This is a genomic window from Chelatococcus sp. KU-N122, assembly GCF_055391085.1.
Genome location: NZ_AP043981.1, coordinates 105912 through 126399, shown reverse-complemented (window position 1 = coordinate 126399; position 20488 = coordinate 105912). Strand labels below are relative to the sequence as shown.

Here is a 20488-nt window from a genome sequence, read left to right as displayed (position 1 = left end):
CCGGATCTATTCCGCGTCCTGCTGGCGGTCGGGCGCGGCAGCGGCGAAGGGGGCAAGCGCGTTGCAGGCGCTCTCGGCGGCCAGGAGGCGCGGCAGATGCGATAGCTCGCAGCCGAAGCGGCGGGCGTTGTAGAGCTGCGGTATCAGGCAGAGGTCCGCCAGGGTCGGCGCCGCGCCGAAGCAGAACGGCCCGGGAGCGCCGGCGAGCAACGTCTCACAGGCGTCCAGCCCATCGCCGATCACCCAGCGGGCCCAGCCGGTGACCTCCGCATCGGCGACGCCGAGCGCGCGTAGCCGTTCCTGCACCTTCAGGTTCTGCACCGGGTGGATGTCGCAGGCGATGGCGAGCGCGAAGGCGCGGATGCGGGCGCGCTGCCAGGCGTCGCCCGGCAGCAGCGGCGGGCTGGGATGGGTTTCGTCGAGCCACTCGCAGATGGCCAGCGACTGGGTGAGCACGGCGCCGTCATCGAGCTCGATCGCGGGCACCAGGCATTGCGGATTGAGCCGCGCATAGGCCGGCTCGCGCTGGCCGCCGTGGCGCAGGTGGTGGAAGGCGTGCGCCGCCGCGACGCCCTTCAGGTTGAGCGCGATTCTGACGCGCCAGGCGGCCGACGAGCGATAGTAGCCGTGCAGAATCATGACGGGCTTCCGTTCTCCGCGGTGTCAGGCGGTGGCGCGCACGACGCCGTCCTCCCCGGCGGGGACGATGCCCCGGCGTGCCAGCGCCATGGCTTCGTCGAGCACGGCGCGATCGCCGACGTGGTTGGCGAGCAGCAGGACGAGCTTGGCGTTGACCAGCCGGCTCTGCTCCGGCGTCAGGCCGCGATGGAGGCCGATCAGGGCTTCGTAGAAGCCGTCCGGATCGGCGATGTTGAGCTCGGTGTTCAGCATGGCCTCCTCACCCTTGGCCGGTGGCGCGGGCCAGCGCCGCGCGCACCGCCGCGCCGTCGACGTGCCGCCAGCGGGCGCAGACGTGCTGGTCGGGCCGCAGCAGGTAGAATGTCCCCGGCCGGGCGTCGTAGCGGTCGGCGGCGACGCCGGCGGCATCCTCGACCGCGACCACGCCGCAGGGCGTCGACGCCTGCGAGCTCCCGGCCGGCGTGACAAACAGGATGGCGAACGGCACCGGGCCATCAGCCGCCGCGTGCAGCGCCTGCAGCTGTGCCGACGCGGGCTCGCGCGCGTCGCCGAAGTAGATCCCGGTGAAGCCGCTGCCGGTCTCGCCGAGCAGCCAGGCGTCCTGGCCCATCCTGCGCACCGGCGCGTCCCCGGCCGGGGCCCCGGGCTCCATCGCGCCGCGGAACGCGTCGATGTCCGCCGTGTTGAGCGGCGAGCCCCGGTAGGTGCTCGGCGTCGACAGGCGGCCGCTGTTCACCAGCCGTCGCGCGAAGCCGCAATCCTTGGCAAGCTCCAGCGTGGCATCGCGGAAGGCGCGGCTCGCCTCGTTCTTCGGGGTGATGAAATCGGTGCTGCGCGTCGAATTGAGGATGTTCTCGTCGGCGGCGGCGACGCGCTCGCTGTCGTAACTGTCGAGCAGCGTCTGCGGCGCCAGCCCGCGCAGGACGAGGGCGAGCTTCCAGGCGAGGTTGTCCGCATCCTGCACGCCGCTGTTGGCGCCGCGCGCGCCGAAGGGCGACACCCCGTGTGCGCTGTCGCCGGCGAACAGCACGCGGCCGTGCCGAAACCGGTCCATGCGCAGGCATGAGAAGGTGTAGACGCTGACCCATTCCAGCTCGAACGCCGCGTCCGGCCCGAGCAGCGCCCGCACCCGCGGGATCACCCGCTCTGGCTGGCGCTCGAGCTCCGGGTCCGCGTCCCAGCCCAGCTGGAAATCGATGCGCCAGACGTCGTCCGGCTGCCGGTGCAGCAGCACCGACTGGCCGCGGTGGAAGGGCGGATCGAACCAGAACCAGCGCTCGGTCGGCAGGTCGGCCTTCATGCGCACGTCGGCGATGAGGAAGCGGTCGCGAAAGGTCTGGCCGGAGCTCTTCTGGCCGAGTTGCCCGCGGATGCCGCTGCGCGCGCCGTCGGCGGCGACCAGCCAGTCGCAGCGCAGGCGGTAGTCGCCCTCCGGCGTGGCGATCTGGAGCGTGACGCCGTCATCGTCCTGGGCGACGCCTGTCACCTTGTTCTTCCAGCGGATTTCCAGGTTGGCGAGCTCGGCCGCCCGGTCCAGCAGGTAGCCCTCGACGAAGTATTGCTGCAGGTTGATGAAGGCGGGGCGCTGGTGGCCGGTGTCGGGCTGCAGGTTGAAGCTGTAGACGGCGTCGTCGCGGAAGAAGACCTTGCCCAGATTCCAGGTGACGCCCTTGTCCACCATGCGCTGGCCGCAGCCGAGCCGGTCGAAGATCTCGAGCGTGCGCTTGGCGAAGCAGATGGCGCGTGACCCGGTCGACAGCCGGTCGTCGTCGTCGAGCACGAGGACGGGGATGCCCTGTTGGGCAAGATCGATGGCGGCGGCGAGGCCGACGGGCCCGCAACCGACGACCACGACCGGATGCGCGGCCGGGCGCGCCGCATCCTGATCGGACGAGCGGGCGTAGGCGAATGCCAGGTTCCGATAATCGGGCTCGGACACTGGGCTCCTCATCATGCGTTTTCCCTGGCCGCAGCGGCAATCCGGTCGCTGTCACGATCAGCCCGATCAATTGCCGCTTGCTACGTAATACGTAATGTAGTCTTCTATGCGTAATACTGATCTGGGAGAACGCGTGATGTCAAGTCCGGTCGGGGCGGCGGAGCCCGGGCGTGGCCTGCCCGCGGGCGGTGCGGAGCCGCCGGCCAAGGGCGGCGTAAATTCCGTCGAGGTCGCGGGTGACTTGCTGCGGGCGCTGTCCGAGACGGCCGGGCCGGCGCGGCTCGCCGATCTGGCGCGCGCCGCCGGCCTGCATTCGGCCAAGGCGCACCGCTATCTCGTCAGCCTGGTGCGGACCGGTCTGGTCGAGCAGGATCCGGCCACCAGCCGCTACGACTTCGGGCCGCTGGCGCTGCGCGCCGGCGTGGTCGCGCTCAGCCGGTCGGACGTGCTCAAGCGCGCCGAGCGCACGCTCAACGCCATCGTCGAGGCGACGGGCGAGACGGCGGCGGCGGCGGTCTGGGGCAGCCACGGGCCGACCCTGGTGCGGATGGTCGAAGCCCGCCATGAGCTCGCCAGCACCGTGCCGCTCGGGCACGTCTGCGCGCTGACGTTCTCGGCCGCCGGGCTGGTCTACTGCGCCTTCGGCGAGGCCGAGCGGCTGGCGCCGCTGATCGGCCGCGAGCTGACGCAGAGCCGGGCGGTCGGCCGCCGCGGCGCGCCGACGACCCGGGCCGAGCTCGACCCGCTGGTCGAGGCGGTGCGGGGCCGGGGCTTTGCTACCGTCGCCGCGGAAGGCGAAGGCGGGCTTGCCGCCGTTTCCGCGCCGGTGTTCGATGCGGCCGGCCAGATGCGGCTGGCGCTCACCGTGTTCGCGCGGGTGGGCCGGCTGGACGTGTCGCCGCACGGCCCGGTCGCCGCGCTAATGACAGGCGCAGCGCGAGCCCTCGGCGCCGAGCTGCACGGGCGGTAGCGGCTCTGCACAGAGATTTTGGCACTGAGATTTTGACGCATCGGTCCCGTCGCAGCAAAAGGCGTGAGGCGGTGCGACTGCATACCTCTCCCGGCCTTCTGGTCGCGTTGAGGCGGTTGCGTTGCGCCTTCAGAACAGGAGCTGAGGCCGCAAGCCGCAGATGTGCAATCCGATAGCCCCTTGCGGGGGAGGCCGGGTTGCGCTCAAGCGCTTCTCCGATCGGTGCACGGACGGCGCCCTTGCTGCGCAGGCTTGACGCTTTCGGCCAGATCCTTGACATGTGGTGACACCGGGGTGGGGGCGCCGGGAGTGGTGAACCGGGGCGAAGGCGATCATGCACGGGCCAGGAGTGTCAGTGGTTCGGCCGTTCCGGGCGGGGCTCGGCAGGCGTCTGCCGCCGGGTCATATTCGCATCGGTGCCGCCACCAGGGTCCCGGAGGTCCTCGCAGCCTTCGGGACCGACGTTGCGCCTCTGCTGGCGGCGGAGGGCGTTCATGACGACGTCTTCTCGGATCCGGATCACGCGCTGCCATACCCCGTGTTCTGCCGGCTCATTTCGCGCTGCGCATCGGCCATTGCGCGGGACGATTTCGGCCTTCTCATTTGCGAAACCATATCGGCCTCGAATCTCGGCCTCGTCGGATTTCTTCTCCAACAGGCGCCGGACGTCCGCACGGCTTTGACCGATCTCGTCAGCTACCTTCACCATCATGATCGGGGCTCAGCGCCATTTCTGGTGGTCGAGCAGGGCATCGCCTGTCTCGGCTACGCGATCCACGAGCCCGGTCTGCCGGCGACGGCACAGATCTATGACGGTGCCCTTGCGATTGGGCTCAACATCATGCGGGCGCTCTGCGGCCAGGACTGGAAGCTCCTGGAAGTCACTTTGACGCGGCCACGCCCCGCGTCGCCGGCCCGTTACGAGAAGTTCTTCGGGGCTCCGGTCCGTTTCGGTGCCGATCGCAACGCATTGTATTTCCCCGAGAATTACCTCCGCGTGACGATTCCGCGCGCCGACCCGGCGTTGAGGCGAATGCTGAAGGAGCAGGTTGACCTCCTTGAGCGCGAAGAGATCAACAACGTTTCGGAGCAGACGCGCCGGCTGTTGCGCGCCACCCTTCTGACGAGCGCAAGCTCTTTCGACGATGTCTGCCGGCTGCTCGGGATGAGTCGCCGAACGTTTGCCCGCAGGCTCACCGTCGAGGGAACGACCTTCAAGCGCATCTCCGACGAAGTTCGTTTCGACATCGCGCGTCACCTCCTGAGCAGCACGGCCATGAGCGCGACGGAGATCGGGGCAATTGTGAGGTTCTCTGAAGCAAGCGCCTTCAGTCGGGCGTTCAAGGGCTGGTCCGGGATGACTCCGAGCGAGTGGCGGCTCCGTGACGCCGCCCAGCGGGACGGGGTGCCGGCCGGTCTGACGCCTTCCTGAGCTGCGGCGGTTATTCCGCAGGCGTGCGACCGAAAATTCAGCGGCTTTCAGCCGGCTGGACTTCCGTCGTCAAGCTTCCGGCAGAATCCGTCAAACGCCGCGGCACGAAATGGTGGATTGCCCCGCCGGTTCGCTCGCCAACTGGAGGACCTTCGAGGATGAGACGATCGCTGCTGTCCGTTGCCCTGCTCCTCGCGGCCGTTTCGACGAGCCATGCGCAGGCCCCGGTCCCTCTTGCGTCCTATGCCGACGCGAACGGGTTCCTCGACGTGCAGACGCTGACGTGCGCGCAACTCGCCGACACCTATCAGGAGGATGCCGATGCGCTCACCACCTGGTACAGCGGCTGGTATAACGGCCTGGCCCGTAAACACTATGCCGACATCCGCAAGGGTAAGCTGATGGAGCATGAGGTCATCGTCTACTGCAAGGCGAACCGGGACAAAAAAATCATCGAAGCCATCGCTCATGTCTTCAAGGATGAGCGGGCCAAGCTCGGTATTGAAATGAGGTAGCGAGCGGCCCGGCGGGACTGCGCGGCGGACATCCACGCCCCCCGCGGTCTCGTTTGCGGCCCCGGCCTCTCGAATCCCGCTCCCCGGAGCGAAGCGGCATTGTGTTCTTTTGTCGAACTGACCTCAGCGTAAGCTTCGGGGTAGCGTCATCCAACCGGTGTATGAGCAGATGCGCGTCAGGAGGGAACCATGAACATCACACGTCGAGTAGCTATGTTCGCCAGCCTTGGAGCTCTGGCTGGCGGTGTCGGCGGCGCCGCCAAAGCCGATTGGGGCGCTGATCTTGCCGGGCTCGGCGAGGGGCTGGATGACTTCTGGCTGGCAACGGACGCCTACATCTTCGGCTATCCGCTGGTCACCATGGAGATGACCCGCCGCGTCATGACCAACGTGGCCGCGCCGGAGGGAACGCGGGCGCCCATGGGGCACCTGGTCAAGATGCGGCAATATCCGGACGCATCGTTCCGGGACGTGACGGCGCCGAACGCCGACACGCTGTACACGACGGCCTGGTTCGACGTCGGCAAGGAGCCCTGGGTGCTGAGCGTGCCCGATATGAAGGGACGCTATTTCCTGCTGCCCATGCTGGACGGCTGGACGACGGTCTTCGACGTCCCGGGGGCGCGGACGACGGGCACCGGTGCGCAGACGTTCGCGGTCACCGGGCCGAACTGGTCCGGCACGCTTCCCGCCGGTGTGAAGCAGTACAAGTCGCCGACCAACATCGTCTGGCTGCTGGGGCGGCTCTATTGCACCGGAACGCCGGAGGACTATGCGGCGGTGCATGCGCTCCAGGATCAGTTCAAGCTGACGCCGCTCAGTTCCTTCGGCAAGGACTACACGCCGCCCGCCGGTAAGGTCGATGCCTCGCTCGATATGAAGACGGCCGTCCGCGAGCAGGTCAACGGTATGGACGCCGTGGAGTACTTCATGCTCCTGGCGGACCTCATGAAAACGAACCCGCCGTCCTGGTCGGACGCGGCAGCCGTCGGCCGCTTTGCCAAGATCGGGCTCGTGCCGGGCCAGGACTTCGACAAGTCGAAGCTTCGGGCGGATTTCGCCAAGCGCATCCCGTCGATCGCCTTCGATCGCATCATGCTGCAGTTCAAGGTGAACGGCGCGATTCAGCATATCAACGGCTGGAACTTTACGACCAAGACGGGCATCTACGGCACCGACTACCTCCTGCGGGCGCTGATCACGGCGATCGGGCTCGGCGCCAACCGGCCGCAGGATGCGGTCTACCCGACGTCGCTCAAGGCCGCAGACGGATCGGACTACGACGGGGCCCACAAATATGTCATGCGGTTCCCCAAGGGCCAGCTGCCGCCCGTCGAGGGCTTCTGGTCGCTGACGATGTACGACAGCAACTACTTCTTCGTCGCCAATCCGATCAATCGCTATTCGGTCAGCCCGCGGCAGGACCTGAAGGCCAACGCCGACGGCTCGGTGGATCTCTACATCCAGAAGGATTCACCGGGTGCGGACAAGGAATCGAACTGGCTGCCGGCGCCAGCTGGAAAATTCCTGCTGATGCTGCGCATGTATTGGCCGAAAGAGACGAATCCCTCGATCATCGACGGCACCTGGACGATTCCTCCGGTTCAGAAGGCCGGCTGAGCGGTGGCGGACGGCGCCGATCATTCGGCGCCGTCCCATTCAGCAGGCTCGCGGCTCCGCCGTCGGGTCGATATACTTCAGGTCTCCTTATCAGGAGCACCGTCAACGGGTGGTTCCACCCGATGACGGTGCTCCTGCACGCCGGCTCCCTGCTGCCTGCGCCATTGAGAGGGTGCCTCGCCAGCCCAACGTTGGAAGGCGTGATCGAATGTGCTGTTCGCTGAATAGGAGAGCGCTTCGGCGATGCTCCCGATGGGCAGGCGGGTCAATGCAAGCAGTTCACGGGCGACCGCGAAGCGCACCTCGTCTTTGATCGCCTCGAAACTGGTACCGGCACGTGCGAGATGACGCGCAAGCGTGCGCGGTCCGAGGCCGAGCTCGCGGGCGACGGCATCTCGATCAGCTTCACCGAGCATCAGGCGCGGTCGTATGGCGTGGCGCACCTGCGCAGCGACGTCGTCCAGATCACCGCGCGCCATGGTCCGCATCGCCGCGCGAAGCTCAAGCCGGCGACGAGTGTCGGCACCGGGCAGCGGCAGCGCCATGTCGTGCCCCGCTATAACGATACCTGTCTGTTCCCGGTCAAAGGCGAGATTCGTCTTCAATAGCTTTCGATAGGGTCCCAGGTCATCGGGCTGGCCGACACTTTCAAGCACCCGCAACGGTCGGACCCGCCCGCCGGTCAACGCCCGCACCATATTGCAGCCCATGGCGACGACGAGATCGTGGACCTGCCGACCGAGACCGACCCCGGCGTGATACATGCCGTAGCCGACGAAGTAATCATCGTCGATGCGCTGCAGATAGACGACCGCGCCCCGCGAATAGCCGATCTGAAGCCCGATATAGTCGCGGAAAGCGTCGCCGAGCGTGGGCGCGCTGGCCATCATCTCGCCGATGACGCCGAGCGCCTGGTGATCGCAGCGCGCCCCGACAAGCAGGCCGAGGTGTGGGCAGCCTGCGACCCTTGCGGAACGTTCGATCAGGCCGATCACCGACGGATATGCAAAACGCGCATCCGGCACGAGCTGCTGAGGTTCGATGCCCGAACCGGCAAACGCCTCCTCGAGGCTCACGCCGAGGTCCTCGAGCACGCCCGGGAGCGCCGCGACGGGCCCGACGCGCTGGGAGAGGCCGTTCGTCAAGATTGCTCGCTCCTGTCCTCAAATAGCAAGCGGTGCCCGTTTCCTTAAGCTATGCGATTGGCCGCCGCCAAGCGCTTTCGCGTTGGTTTGTTGAATCAGGTGCGCGTTGCCGCGCCGCTTGTCGCCATTGCCTGTTCGGTCCGCTCCATTCCGCCGCGCTTCGGTGTGGTGACGGTTGGGCCGCGCCGACGGCCGAGGCGGCAGCTCGGCCGCCTGGCGGCGACGGCTTGCCATCGTACGCCGCCTTGAATGCAACGCCAGGGCGCGCCGGGGCCTTCAATCTAGTCAGAGGCGATCATGCAGGTGATGGGGGCGAACGTCGGGTGGCCAATCAGGGTGGGGCTCGGCCGGCGCCTGCCGCCAGGTCATGTTCGTGTCGGAGCCGCCATCCACGCCCCGCAGGTCCTGGCGTCCTTCGGCGCCAAGGTCGGTCCTCTGCTTGCGGCCGAAGGTGTTCATGAAGAGCTCTTCTCCGATCCGGATCATGCGCTGCCGGTCGCAACGTTCTGCAGGGTCATTTCGCGTTGCGCCTCCGCCATCGGGCGAGACGATTTCGGCCTTCTTGTCGGCGAAACCGCATCGGCGTCGAATCTCGGCCTGGTTGGATTCCTCCTCCAGCAGGCTCCGGACGTGCGCACGGCCCTGGCCGACCTCGTCGGCTACCTTCATCACCATGACCGCAGCGCGGCGCCCTTCTTGGTGATCGAGCAAGGCATCGCCTGCCTTGGCTATGGGATCCATGAGATCGGGCTGCCGGCGACGGCGCAAATCCATGACAGCGCTCTAGCCATCGCGCGAAACATCATGATGGCTCTCTGCGGCCCAGGCTGGGAGCTCCTGGAAGTCACGTTGATGCGGTCGCGTCCGGCTTCGCCGGCTCGATATGAAACATTCTTTGGCGCTCCGGTCAGATTCGAGGCCGAGCGCAATGCGTTATACTTCCGCGAGAGTTGCCTGAACCTGTTAATTTCGCGAGCCGACCCGGCGTTGAGGCGATTGCTTAAGGAGCAGGTCGAGCTTCTTGAGCGCGAGGAGCTCGACAAAGCTTCGGAGCAAACGCGGCGGCTGCTCCGCAACACGCTCCTCACGGGCCAGGGGTCTTTCGACGACGTCTGTCGGCTGCTCGGGATGAACCGGCGAACGTTCGCTCGTAGACTCAAAGCCGAAGGCACGACATTCAAGCGCATCGCTGACGAAGTTCGCTTCGATGTTGCGCGGCATCTTCTGAGCGGCACGGCGATGAGCTCCACGGAAATCGGCGCAATTGTCCGGTTCTCCGAAGCAAGCGCCTTCAGTCGGGCGTTCAAGGCCTGGTCTGGCATGACGCCGAGTGGGTGGCGGCACCGCTACGGAGGCCAGCGCCACGAGACGCAGGACGGCCGATGTCTTGTCTGACGATGACGTGCGCTCCGCATAGTTCGCAGAGCCCCGCCAGCAAAATTCACTGGCCGGCGCGCATGCGCTGTCAAACATCAGGCAAGTTCTGTCAAACGCCGTCGCTCGGAATCGCGCATGGGGGCAGGTGAGCAGCCCGCGAAGCCGCACGGCGGTCGCCCTGGATGAGGCGACGACGGCGTCGGCTTCGCCCCACTCCTGTCGTGTCCTGGCCTCGCGCTTGGGAGGATCATATGAACCGAGCCGTCGTTGCTTGCTCTTTTGCTCTTTCGCTCTTCTTGCTGTCGGCGCCGGCGTGGGCGCAGGAACGGGACGCGATCTCCGCTCCGGCGACGAAGGCGATCGGCGGCGGGGGCAAAACTCAGATTGAACCGGCGCTGATCGTGATGAGCGCGAAAGGTGCGTCCCTCCAGAACAACAAGCTGGTGCTAAGCGGAGTCGCTGCCAGCTCCATCATGTTCGCCGACCGTCCGGTTCGGGCGGCCGGCCACGTGCTGACCGCGATCTTGCTCGAGGAATGGGCCAAGGGCAGCGATAGCTTTGCCAAAGACCCACCCAACGCTACGGTCTCGGTCCTGAGCAGCGCCGGCGATTCCGTGCGCGACGCGGTCGTGACGTTGCGGTCACCCAAGCTCGATGCGGATACGTTGACCTTCGACGTCAGCGTGCTCGAGGGGAGCCTCAAGGATGCAAACGGTCCGGCATCCGTCTTCATCGACATCATCGGGCTGCCGTTCACGCCACTCTCGTTCGCGGGCATGGCGCGCCGGGCGGCCTATCGCTCCGCCTGGTATGCCGGAGCGGCGGCCGGAGCGGCGGCGGCGGGCGCTCCGTATTACGCGCGCCCTCCGGTTTGCGGGTACTACCCATACCCACCCTGTTACTGAGCCGCTTGAAGCGCGCCGGAGCGCTTCGCGATTGGGTGGACTCACCCAGACGCAAGAGAAGCGCTCCAGATCCAAAAGGTTATGAGCATTTTTCTGCCAATGGATGGTCCAATCCAATGGCGAAATGCTCTAGGCACTCATAGTGATGAGCTATCCGATGAAGCCGTGCTTGCTCCTCGTTTTGGGGGCTTTTTGCCTGGCCGGATGTCAGTCGACGGCATCCAGGGCTCAGCAACTGGCCCAGATCTGCGCCGATCCCGGCAACCGAGCGCCCGGATCGTTCTATTTCGCGGAATGCCAATCCCTCTATCCGCTATCCGAACAGACGCGCGAGCGAGATTATTTTCAGGCGGCACCCGAGTAGCAATCCAAGCGCAGACCCAGCGGACGCGACCGCGGGTTATATTTGGACGTCCAGTTTCTCGACCTCCTCCGGCTACCACTTCTGACACACGCTTTTCGGCGGCGAAAAGATACATCCTCAGTCTTTGCCGGGACGACAATGCAACAGGGGCAATTGATGAGCAAAGACCTGACAAGAAAACCCGGCGTGCTTCGCCTGGTCCTGGGGCTTTCCGGCCTGCTGCTCCTTCACGCGGCGCCTGCCTATGCGGGGGTGAAGGTGGGGACGCTCACGTGTGACGTCTCGGCCGGCATCGGCCTCGTCGTCGTGGAGAAGCAGACCTTGTCGTGCGTCTTTCAGCCCGACAGGGGCGGGGCCGGCGAGCGCTACACCGGTCAGATCACCGAGTTCGGGATCACGCTCGGCGCCACGGTAGGAGGATATCTGGTCTGGGGCGTGATCGCCGGCGACTACGGGCTGCCGGCCGGCGCGCTCGCGGGAACCTACGCCGGGGCCGGCGCTGATGCATCGTTCGGCGTGGGCGTCGGCGCCAACGTGCTGATCGGCGGCACCGGGCGGGCGTTCTCGCTCCAGCCCATCTCGGTGGAGGGGCAGGCCGGCGTCAATGTGGCGGGCGGCGTCACGGCAGTCACGTTGGTCGCGGCGCCATGACATTGCGCTGAGCCGAGAGCGCCGGCTGGCTCCTCGGCGAGCGAGCGGGCCGGAGCAGCGGCGAGCAGGCCGGCCTTGTTGGAGACGCGCGGCGAGCGGTGCCTGGCGCGCTTCGCGATTGGGTGGTATCGCCTGTCGCCTCGTCTTGACGAGGCCCACCGATCGGCCGCGTAAGGGCTCAAGACATGCAATCGCTTGGATCGGATGGCTGGGTTTCGGACTGGCTGTGGGGCTTGCCTCTGATCGTCCTGGCTGCGCTCATCCACGTCCTTGGCCTCGGAGCCATCGAGCTCGGTGTCGAGCGAAGCCTGAAGCGCGCGGATAAATTCCGTCGGCGCCTGACGACCTTCGCCATGGTGGTGGGGGCGACCGTGTTATCGGCGACCGCATTGCATGCCATCGAAGCGGCCGTCTGGGCGGTGGCTTATCTGTGGCTCGGCGCTCTTCCAGATGCACGCTCGGCGATGTTGTATTCGATCGGCGCGATGACGACCTTCGGCCATGCGAACCTCAAGCTCGCCGATCAGTGGCAGATGCTGGGAGCGCTCGAAGCGCTGAATGGCGTGTTGCTGTTCGGACTGACGACAGCCTTCCTCTACGCCACCCTCCGCAACGTTCGCCCGACCACGATCGGAGCGGTCGCCATGGAGGAAGGGCGGGCGAGGTAAGCCGCTCCCCGGTGCCCCTCCTCGTTGCCGTTTGACATTGAGGCCCTTGCATCGCCTCGCCTCGACGATCGACGATGACCAGGTGCCGCGCAACGGAGGCTCGCGCGATAGCTTTCAACAGAATAGAATGCGCGACCGGAAGCCACCGTCTTCTCCGCTCAGATCCACGTCGGCAAGAATTACCCGAACACCATTCTTCGTCCCCCCCGACCCGACCTGCCGCACGGTGCGCTCATTGCGCCGAGGCCTACGGCGCCGGCAGATCAGTTCCGCGAAGCTTGCCTTCGGGTGTGCACCGGTTCTGCGATGTGTCCGCCGGATGACTCTTGCTACGCTAGCCGCCGGGCGACATCGAAACCACTCATCTTGCGCCACCTATGCCGCCTTCAGGAGCGCCGTCGCATGGCCGCAGTCCCCGTCATCTCCAGCCATGTCCTGCGCGGCCTGCCCGCGTTCGTTCGAGATGAGATGGGAGAGAGGGTGCTGCGGCGGGCCAATCGAGCTGCGGGGTTCGACGTCGAACTGATCGAGGATCGGAACTGCTTCATTCCTCAACAGGCGGTCGTCGGCTTCGTCGATGCGATCGGACGAGCGGCCGGCGAGCCCGATTTCGGGCTCCTGATAGCCCCCGGCATGGACGTCGCCGCCTACGGCAGCTTCGGACGCTACGTGTTTGGAGCGGACACCCTCGGCCACGCCCTCCGGCGGAGCGTCGCGGCCCTCCGCTATCATAGTACCTATGACAAGTTGTCCGTCACAACCGTCGCTGACGAAGTGCGATATAGTTACGGGTTTGCTTTGGCCGGCGCTGACGGGTATAGCGCAGTCGCGGGCGCTGCGGCCGGCGAGTTGCTGAGCCTCATCAGGACCTATTTGCCTGATACTTGGCGGCCACTGCGCATCGAGCTTGATATCGAGACACCAAGCCGAACCACGCTTTTCGAGGATGTGTTTCAATGCCCGGTGCTCTTCAATGCGCCGGCCGTGGCGATCGTCTTCGAACGGCGCCACCTGATGGCGACCTCGAAACGGGCATCACAGTCAATCGTGACCATGGAGGATGTCGCGCGGGACCGGCCTGGTGGCGCTCCACGAAGCTTGTTCGGCGTCGCCGTCGAACAGATCCGCGCCCAGCTTCTCACAGGGAGCGTGTCGATCGACGATGTCGCGCGATCGATGGACACCAGTGTTCGGACATTGCAGCGAGAGCTGAATCGCACTGGCACGGACTTTCGCAGCCTGACGACTGCGGTCAGAATTCAGCGCGCGACCGAACTGTTACAAGACCCGAGTCTGTCGATTACTAGCATATCCAACGACTTGGGCTATTCCTCGCCCGCAGGGTTTTCCCGGGCTTTTCGAAAGGCAACAGGCTTTGGGCCGCGCGAATTTCGCACCAAGGAGCCAACCTTCCCCGGCTCCTGATTGGAGGAGAAACACGAGCCACTAGGTTCACAGGTAGGCCACGTAGGATTGGACCCAGAGCAGGACATACGCGATGAGGCCGATGACGCCGGCGGTCTCGGAAAAGACCGTTGCAGTCCCGGAGGTCCCCAAACGCAATATGCTGCGGTCGGCGCCTTGCGGAACTGAGATCACGGCCGGGTAGGCGCCGGTACCACCGATCGATCCGACTCGAGCCAGTATGCCCGATACTGCGATCTCGCCCTGTCCGACACCTTTCGGAATGTCGACGATGCTGGCCTCGTACATGCGGCCAGGATCGGCATCGAGGAACAGGCGCACCTTGGCGCCAGGACGGATCGTACGGAATCCGTTCTGCAGGAATGTGCCGACGATCCTGATATCGGACTCGACGATGAAGGACATTGCGGCGCTTGCCTTGAGAGCGCGTGCGCCGATCGCGAGCGCCACGGTGCTCGCATAACCGTCCGACGGAGCCCTGACCGTCGTCTGCGCGAGCTCCCATCTCGCGTCGTCGAGCTCCGCGCGGGTTTGCAGGACCGTCGTGTTGACGCCATCGATGGACGATTGGAGCGCGGCCCGCGCGCTCTGCTGCTGCGCCTTCGCCGCCTGCAACTGAGCCGTGGCGATCTCCAACTGCTCGCGCGTGTCCTGTTCGCGAAACGCGGTTGTCGCTCCGCTCCTCGTCAGCGTTGCGATGTCGGCCAGCCGCTCTTGATGGAAGCCGACCTGCTTCTCGAGGCCGACGACGTTCGCGCTGGCCTGATCGTAGTTGGCCTGAAGCACCTCAGCCTGTTGCTGGGCGGCGACCAAGGCCGCCTCCAGCCGGCGCACTTTGTATTGGAACGGGGCCGGGTCGATCTGGAAGAGCACCGTGCCGGCCTTGACCGGGACATTGGGCTTGACCGGAATGGCGACGATTTCACCACTGACGTTCGGCGTGACCTCCACCACGCGTGAACCGACCACGATAGGGCCGGTCGGCGTCAGCGAATTCAGCAGCGCCCCGAATATCGCAAGGATTAACATGCCGGCAACAACGGCTAAACTCCCGCTCACCCAGGTCAGGCGCATCAATTTGAGCTTGAAGAATAACAACCAGACCAGGACAAGGTAGGTGACGAGTATGATGAGCATGCTCGGACTTTTTCTACGTCCTAGAGCGCTTCTCTAGCGATTGGGCGGCATCACCCAATCGCTAGGGAAGCATTCCAGATTCGAAATACTCTTGGGTGGCGCCGAACCTCGTGGAGCCGTAAACGTCCGCTCCACGTGCATCATCCCCCGCTGCCCGTTCCACCACGGTCGCCGGAAGCACATGCCCGTTTCGCTCGCGGCTACCACTACCGCGGCGAGCTGATGAATCTTATCATTTCACGCCAGCACCCCATCCGCGGTCGCCGCCCACCGCATTTGTGAGCGGTTCAATGCAGCTTCGGCGCCTTCGCGCGTGCGGTCTTCGCCATGACGGGGCGGCTCGCGGTGATTGACACCCGCTGCGGCGCAGATCTCGCAGTCACAAGCCTTCAGTATCGGCGGGGCACTGTTGATGTGCGGGCGCGGATGCGGCACGGGACGTCGCCGTCGCACCGCGCATAGGCGGCGAGCAAGGGTTCGGCGGGTGAAAGGATCAGGGACGAGGATGCAGACGAGGCAGGTTGCGGCGTTACCGTACCACAGGAAGGGCGGCGTCAAGATCCTTCTGATCACCTCCAAGGAGACCCAGCGTGCGGTCATCCCCAAGGGCTGGCCGAAGAAGAAAAAGAAGGAGCACACTGCCGCCGCCAAGCGGGCGCGCCGGGAGGCGGGCCTTAAAGGCAAGATCGGGAAGCAGCCCATCGGCGTCTACAGCTATTGGAAGCGCCGCGAGGGCCACTACGAGCTGTGCGAGGTCGCCGTCTATCCCCTCCGCGTCGCCAAGTTCCGCAAGCGCTGGCGCGACATGAAGGACCGGCGCATGCGCTGGTTCAAGCCCGGCGACGCGGCCCTTCTGGTCGACGAGCCGGACCTGGGCGCCCTGATCCGCCAGTTCGCCAAGAACAACGATGGGAAGCGGAAGGCGGCGGAGTAGGCCATCGGCTAGAGCGCTTCGCGATTGGGTGGAATCACTCAATCGCAAAAGAAGCGCTCCAGATCAAAAGACCATGAGCATTTCTCTGCCATTGGATGGGTCCATCCAATGGCGAAATGCTCTAGCTCACCGCAACGTGCGGGCGAAGGCACGGATTTCGCCCATGAGCAGCTCGGGCTCCTCCAGCGCCGCGAAGTGGCCACCGCGCGGCATGTCGGTCCAGCGCACCAGGTTGTAGCCCTTGGCGGCGAGGCTGCGCGGCGGCGGCGGGTACACCGGCTCGGGGAAGGCGGCGACGCCGGTGGGCGTCTCGACGCGGCCCGCCGGCAGCCGGTTCGGGGTCTCCAGCAGGCGGCCGCGGTAGAGCCAGGCGGCGGTGGCGAAGCTCCTGGTCACCAGATAGATCATGACATTGGTGAGCAGTTGGTCGCGGCTGTAGCGCGCCAGGAGATCGGGGCTGCCATCGGCGGTGCGCGGCAGGTCGGACCAGGCGGCGAACTTCTCGATGATCCAGGCTGCGACGCCGACGGGGCTGTCCATCAGGCCGAAGGCAAGCGTCTGCGGCTTGGTGCCCTGCAGCCTGAGATAGGCGGCCTCCGCATCCATGCTGGCGCGCATGCGCTGGGCGTAGGCGAGCTCCTCCGCGCTCTCCGGCTTCATCAGCGGGCTCAGCGCCGGCACCATGTTGAGGTGCACGCCGATGCAAGCCTTGTGGTCGTAGCCGAGCCAACCCGAGATCGAGGAGCCCCAATCACCGCCCTGGGCGAGGTAGCGGTCGTAGCCCAGCACATCGGTCATCAGCTCGTCGAAGCAGGCGGCGATGCGGCGCGGGCCGATCGGCTTGTCCGGCCGTCCCGAGAAGCCGTAGCCCGGCAGCGACGGCACCACCACGTCGAAGGCGTCAGCGACGTCGCCACCGAACCGCTCGGGGTGGGCGAGGGGCTCGATGACGTGCAGGAACTCGAAAAAGGAGCCGGGCCAGCCGTGGCTGAGCAGCAGCGGCAGCGGCTTGCGGCCGTCGGGGCCGACCGAGCCCGGCACATGGATGAAGTGGACGTCGAGGCCGCCAGCTGTCGCCTTGAACTGGGGAAAGCGGTTGAGCTGCGCCTCTTGGGCGCGCCAGTCGTAGCCGTCGAGCCAGTAGGCGGCGATGTCACGCATGAAGGCGAGATCGGTGCCGGCGCTCCAGCCGCCCGCATCGGGAAGCATCGACCAGTCATAGGCGCGCACGCGCTCGCGAATGGCGGCGAGGTCGGCGTCGGATATGGCGATGCGGAAGGGGAGCGGCCCGGCGGCCAAGTCTGAGCTCATGGAGGATTACCGTGCTGGGTGAGGGCGCTCTCGACAGTGTATGCGCACGGTTGCCGGCGGGCCAGGCTCTTTCGAGGAGGCGGGTTCTGCAGGCGTCGAGGTTCACCCCCACCAGGCCCTTCCGCTTCGCGCGGTGAGCCTCCCCACAAGGGGGAGGCCGTTCGGCTGGCCGCTCCGCCCAACTTCTCCACGGTGAAAAATAAGACTCCTCCCTCCCCATGAAGGGCTATCGGATTCACAGATCTGTGGCAGCGGCCGTCGGGCTGCATACCTCGCCTCACTTGTGGGGGGAGGTCGGCTTGCGCGCCAGCGCAAGGCGGGTGAGGGGGCTCCCGGAGAAGACGCCAGGCGGTCACGGCACGCGGCAAGCCCCCACCCCTCCCTCTCCCCACAAGTGGGGCGAGGGTGTGCGGTGGCTCCGTCGACGCAAATGCCGTCAGACAGAGCTTCGCCCTATCGCTCGCCGTAGCGGCGGCGGCGCACGTACACCGGCTTGCGTAGGCGTGGCGCCGCGGCCGGCGGCGGCGCCACATCCTGCGCCGCGCCGACGCCGAGCAGCCGGAACACCATGTCGACGTGCAGCCTGATGAGGTCGGCCTGGGAGACGCGCCCGTCGGCGCGGTACCAGTAGCAGACGCCGGAGAGCAGCGAGAGGACGGCGAAGGTCGTGACGCGCGGGTCCTCGGCCTTGAACAGTCCTTCGTCGACGCCCTGCTTGATGAGGTCCGTCAGGATCGCCGAATAGCGGTCGCGCAGGCCGGTGATGACGGCCCGATCCTCGGGCGACAGGCTGCGCAGCTCGAGGTTGCCGATGATGACCTCTTCCTGCTGCTCGGTATGAAAGCGGATGTGCAGCTCGATGAACTTGGTCAGCCGCTGCGACACGTCGGCGATGCCGACACACTCGCGCTCGAAGTCCGCGAGCATCAGCTCCAGGTGCTCCTTGAGCAGGTTGAACAGGAACTCGTCCTTGCTGCTGATGTAGTTGTAGAGGGACCCGGCCTGGATGCCGACTTCTTCGGCCACCTTGCGCAGGCTGGCGGCCTTGAAGCCGTATTGCGCGATCATCGAGACCGCGGCCTGGCGAATAAGCCGTGCAGTGGTTTCCCTGCGAAACCCGACCCGCCGCATCAACCGTCCTCTGTCATCGGACGGCGGGATATCCGCCGCCTCCCGGAAGAATCGCTTCCGACTGTACCTTGCATCTGCTGAAGCTGGAAAAAGCGCCGTGCCGCCGAAGATTCGGAGGCGACCCGACATATCGGAGCATGCGGAGGCAAGCTCCCGATCAGCTTGTTCCTCCTGTAGCGCGGCGGCCGCTGGCCTGTCCAACGGCGCAGGCGCGGTCATCAAAGCGGCTCATGCGCTCTCCGTGCGGCCATCCAGGGCGGGATAGTCGATGTAGCCCTTGGGGCCCGGCGAATAGAACGTTGCGCGATCCGGCTCGGCGAGTCCGGCGCCGAGGCGAAGGCGCAGCGGCAGGTCGGGATTGGCGATGAAGGACCGGCCGAAGGCGACGAGATCGGCGACCCCGCTGGTCAACTCCTGCTCGGCAGACGCCTTGTGGTAGCCGCCGGCGACGATCAGCCGGCCGGCGAAGCGCTCCCGGGCAAAGCGCGGCACGTCGACGGCGGTGTCGGCACCCGCGGCCGCGCTGCGGTCGCCGGACACCTCCGGCTTGATGACGTGGAGGTAGGCGATGCCCAAGCCGTCCAGGCGCCGGATGACGTGATCGAAGAGGGCTGCCGGGCCACTGTCGGCGGCATCGTTGAACGAGCCGAAGGGCGACAGGCGCACGCCGGTGCGGTCGCCGCCGACGGCTGCCGCCGCCGCCTCGACGACCTCGACGAGCAGCCGCGCCCGGTTGTCGATGGTGCCGCCGTAGCGGTCGGAGCGGCGGTTGGAGCCGTCGTGCAGGAAGGCGTCGAGGAGGTAGCCGTTGGCAGCGTGGATCTCGACGCCGTCGAAGCCCGCCTGCCGCGCATTGCGGGCCGCCGCGGCGTAGTCACGCGCCACGCGCGCGCATTCCTCCGTCGTCAGGGCGCGCGGCGGGGGGAACGGCACCAGGCCGTCGGGCGTGAAGATGGTGCCGGCCGCCGTGATAGCGGAAGGGGCGACGGGCGCGTCGGCGATGGTGCGGTTGGCCGGGTGGGCGATGCGGCCCACGTGCCAGAGCTGCAGCACGATGGTGCCGCCCGCCCGATGCACCGCGTCCGTCACCCGCCGCCACGCAGCGATCTGCGCCTCGGTGTAGATGCCGGGCGTGCGCAGGTAGCCCTGGCCCTCGGCGCTGATCTGGGTCGCCTCGGCCACGATCAGGCCAGCGCCCGCGCGCTGGCCGTAGTAGGTGGCGTGCAGATCCGACGGCAGGCCCTCGCCGACCGCTCGCGAGCGGGTCAGCGGCGCCATCGCCACGCGGTTGCGCAGCGCCCAGGCGCCGACCTGCACCGGTTGGAACAGCAGCGGCTCGGTGGCGGCCATCAATGGCCTGGCCGCGCCGCGGCGCCGGAACGCATGACCTTGCCCGGCAGCGGATGGCCGACGATGGCTTCGGCCATCTCGGCGCAGGCGACCAGCTTCGCCAGATCGATGCCGGTGGTGATGCCCATCTCGTGGCACATGTAGACGAGGTCCTCGGTGCAGATGTTGCCGGCGGCGCCCTTGTGCCCGGCGAAGGGGCAGCCGCCGAGCCCCGCGCAGGAGCTGTCGAACTGGTCGACGCCGAGCCGCAGCGCCGCGTAGGCATTGGCCAGGCCGGTGCCGCGCGTGTCGTGCAGGTGCAGCGCGAGCTTGAGGTCCGGCCAGCGCTCGCGGATGGCGCCGATGCGCTGCTCCATGGAAAGCGGCGTGCCGTGGCCGACGGTGTCGGCGAGATAGACGCCCTTGAGCTTGACGCCGTGCTCGTCGGCCAGGTCGAGCAGGCCGCCCACCATGCGCAGCACCTGAGCGATCGGCACGTCGCCCTCAAAATTGCAGCCGAAGGCGGTCATCACATATCCCCACTCGGTGGGGATGCCGTGCTCGCGATAGATCGCCAGCCAGCGCCGCTGCTCAGCAAAGGTCTGCGCGATGGTCATGCCGGTGTTCTTGACGCAGAACGTTTCTGACGCCGTCACCCGGATCGCCCCCACCACATCGAGCGGCGCGCGCAGCGCTCGCTCCAGCCCGCGGGTGTTGAGCCAGAGCCCGGTGTAGCGCACGCCGGGGCGGCGGTGGATGGCCGCCGCGACCGCCTCGGCGTCGCGCATGCCCGGCACGCGCTCGGGGTTGACATAGGAGATGCAGTCGATCTGCGGCACGCCCGTCTCGGCCAGCGCCTCGATGAAGCGCACCTTGTCGGCGGTGGCGATCGAGGCCGCCTCGATCTGGAAGCCTTCGCGCGGTCCTTCCTCGTGGATGCGGACGGTTTTGGGAAGATCGGACATGGTGCGTTCCTTTCAGCTGAGGGCCGGCACA

At 66.6% G+C, this 20488-nt stretch carries 19 protein-coding genes; 10 read left to right on the top strand and 9 right to left on the bottom strand.

Features of this window, described 5'->3' with window-relative positions; genetic code table 11:
* Window positions 1-6 precede the first annotated feature (6 nt).
* Genes maiA through ACZ5PO_RS00540 form a run of 3 tightly spaced genes read right to left on the bottom strand, consistent with a single transcriptional unit; the run spans window position 7 to window position 2590 of the window.
* Window positions 7-639, bottom strand: a complete 633-nt coding sequence (gene maiA / locus ACZ5PO_RS00550) for a maleylacetoacetate isomerase (protein WP_464189175.1) — start codon at window positions 637-639, stop codon at window positions 7-9.
* A gap of 24 nt (window positions 640-663) precedes the next feature.
* A complete protein-coding gene (locus tag ACZ5PO_RS00545) occupies window positions 664-891 on the bottom strand; it encodes a DUF2783 domain-containing protein (protein ID WP_464189173.1) in 228 nt (75 codons plus the stop codon).
* Between the two features lie 7 nt (window positions 892-898).
* A complete protein-coding gene (locus ACZ5PO_RS00540; RefSeq protein WP_464197240.1) occupies window positions 899-2590 on the bottom strand; it encodes an FAD-dependent oxidoreductase in 1692 nt (563 codons plus the stop codon).
* A 124-nt stretch (window positions 2591-2714) separates the two neighbouring features.
* On the opposite strand from ACZ5PO_RS00540, the gene ACZ5PO_RS00535 reads away from it, so the two are divergent.
* From ACZ5PO_RS00535 to ACZ5PO_RS00520, 4 genes are all read left to right on the top strand, one after another.
* On the top strand, window positions 2715-3548 hold the full coding sequence (locus tag ACZ5PO_RS00535) for an IclR family transcriptional regulator (RefSeq protein WP_464189171.1): 834 nt from the start codon (window positions 2715-2717) through the stop codon (window positions 3546-3548).
* Between the two features lie 355 nt (window positions 3549-3903).
* Complete coding sequence (locus ACZ5PO_RS00530) at window positions 3904-4980, top strand: AraC family transcriptional regulator (protein WP_464189169.1); 1077 nt, start codon at window positions 3904-3906, stop codon at window positions 4978-4980.
* Window positions 4981-5138: 158 nt separating this feature from the next.
* Window positions 5139-5495, top strand: a complete 357-nt coding sequence (locus ACZ5PO_RS00525) for an HdeA/HdeB family chaperone (RefSeq protein WP_464189167.1) — start codon at window positions 5139-5141, stop codon at window positions 5493-5495.
* Window positions 5496-5684: 189 nt separating this feature from the next.
* Window positions 5685-7115 carry a DUF1254 domain-containing protein gene (locus ACZ5PO_RS00520; protein ID WP_464189165.1) on the top strand — a complete coding sequence of 477 codons (1431 nt, stop codon included), beginning with the start codon at window positions 5685-5687 and terminating at the stop codon, window positions 7113-7115.
* A gap of 77 nt (window positions 7116-7192) precedes the next feature.
* On the opposite strand, the gene ACZ5PO_RS00515 is transcribed toward ACZ5PO_RS00520, so the two are convergent.
* Window positions 7193-8260 (bottom strand): AraC family transcriptional regulator, encoded by a 1068-nt coding sequence (locus tag ACZ5PO_RS00515; RefSeq protein WP_464189163.1) that lies wholly within the window; start codon window positions 8258-8260, stop codon window positions 7193-7195.
* Between the two features lie 297 nt (window positions 8261-8557).
* On the opposite strand from ACZ5PO_RS00515, the gene ACZ5PO_RS00510 reads away from it, so the two are divergent.
* From ACZ5PO_RS00510 to ACZ5PO_RS00490, 5 genes are all read left to right on the top strand, one after another.
* A complete protein-coding gene (locus ACZ5PO_RS00510) occupies window positions 8558-9655 on the top strand; it encodes an AraC family transcriptional regulator (RefSeq protein ID WP_464189161.1) in 1098 nt (365 codons plus the stop codon).
* Window positions 9656-9888: 233 nt separating this feature from the next.
* Complete coding sequence (locus ACZ5PO_RS00505; RefSeq protein ID WP_464189158.1) at window positions 9889-10542, top strand: hypothetical protein; 654 nt, start codon at window positions 9889-9891, stop codon at window positions 10540-10542.
* 520 nt (window positions 10543-11062) lie between these two features.
* Window positions 11063-11557 carry a DUF992 domain-containing protein gene (locus ACZ5PO_RS00500; protein ID WP_464189156.1) on the top strand — a complete coding sequence of 165 codons (495 nt, stop codon included), beginning with the start codon at window positions 11063-11065 and terminating at the stop codon, window positions 11555-11557.
* Between the two features lie 185 nt (window positions 11558-11742).
* Window positions 11743-12225, top strand: a complete 483-nt coding sequence (locus ACZ5PO_RS00495; protein WP_464189154.1) for a hypothetical protein — start codon at window positions 11743-11745, stop codon at window positions 12223-12225.
* Window positions 12226-12627: 402 nt separating this feature from the next.
* Entirely contained in the window at window positions 12628-13650 is a 1023-nt protein-coding gene (locus tag ACZ5PO_RS00490) for an AraC family transcriptional regulator (RefSeq protein WP_464189152.1), read from the top strand.
* A 27-nt stretch (window positions 13651-13677) separates the two neighbouring features.
* Here ACZ5PO_RS00490 and ACZ5PO_RS00485 read toward each other — a convergent pair whose 3' ends face one another.
* Window positions 13678-14787: an HlyD family secretion protein gene (locus ACZ5PO_RS00485; protein WP_464189150.1), complete on the bottom strand. Its 1110-nt coding sequence runs from the start codon at window positions 14785-14787 to the stop codon at window positions 13678-13680.
* A gap of 505 nt (window positions 14788-15292) precedes the next feature.
* On the opposite strand from ACZ5PO_RS00485, the gene ACZ5PO_RS00480 reads away from it, so the two are divergent.
* Window positions 15293-15721, top strand: a complete 429-nt coding sequence (locus ACZ5PO_RS00480; RefSeq protein WP_464189147.1) for an NUDIX hydrolase — start codon at window positions 15293-15295, stop codon at window positions 15719-15721.
* Window positions 15722-15847: 126 nt separating this feature from the next.
* Here ACZ5PO_RS00480 and ACZ5PO_RS00475 read toward each other — a convergent pair whose 3' ends face one another.
* From ACZ5PO_RS00475 to ACZ5PO_RS00460, 4 genes are all read right to left on the bottom strand, one after another.
* Window positions 15848-17032: an epoxide hydrolase family protein gene (locus ACZ5PO_RS00475; RefSeq protein WP_464189145.1), complete on the bottom strand. Its 1185-nt coding sequence runs from the start codon at window positions 17030-17032 to the stop codon at window positions 15848-15850.
* Window positions 17033-17485: 453 nt separating this feature from the next.
* Window positions 17486-18163, bottom strand: a complete 678-nt coding sequence (locus ACZ5PO_RS00470; RefSeq protein ID WP_464189143.1) for a TetR/AcrR family transcriptional regulator — start codon at window positions 18161-18163, stop codon at window positions 17486-17488.
* Window positions 18164-18391: 228 nt separating this feature from the next.
* Complete coding sequence (locus ACZ5PO_RS00465; RefSeq protein WP_464189139.1) at window positions 18392-19513, bottom strand: alkene reductase; 1122 nt, start codon at window positions 19511-19513, stop codon at window positions 18392-18394.
* Window positions 19513-20457 carry a hydroxymethylglutaryl-CoA lyase gene (locus ACZ5PO_RS00460; protein WP_464189137.1) on the bottom strand — a complete coding sequence of 315 codons (945 nt, stop codon included), beginning with the start codon at window positions 20455-20457 and terminating at the stop codon, window positions 19513-19515. The genes ACZ5PO_RS00465 and ACZ5PO_RS00460 overlap by 1 nt, the downstream gene beginning before the upstream one ends.
* Window positions 20458-20488: the final 31 nt, after the last annotated feature.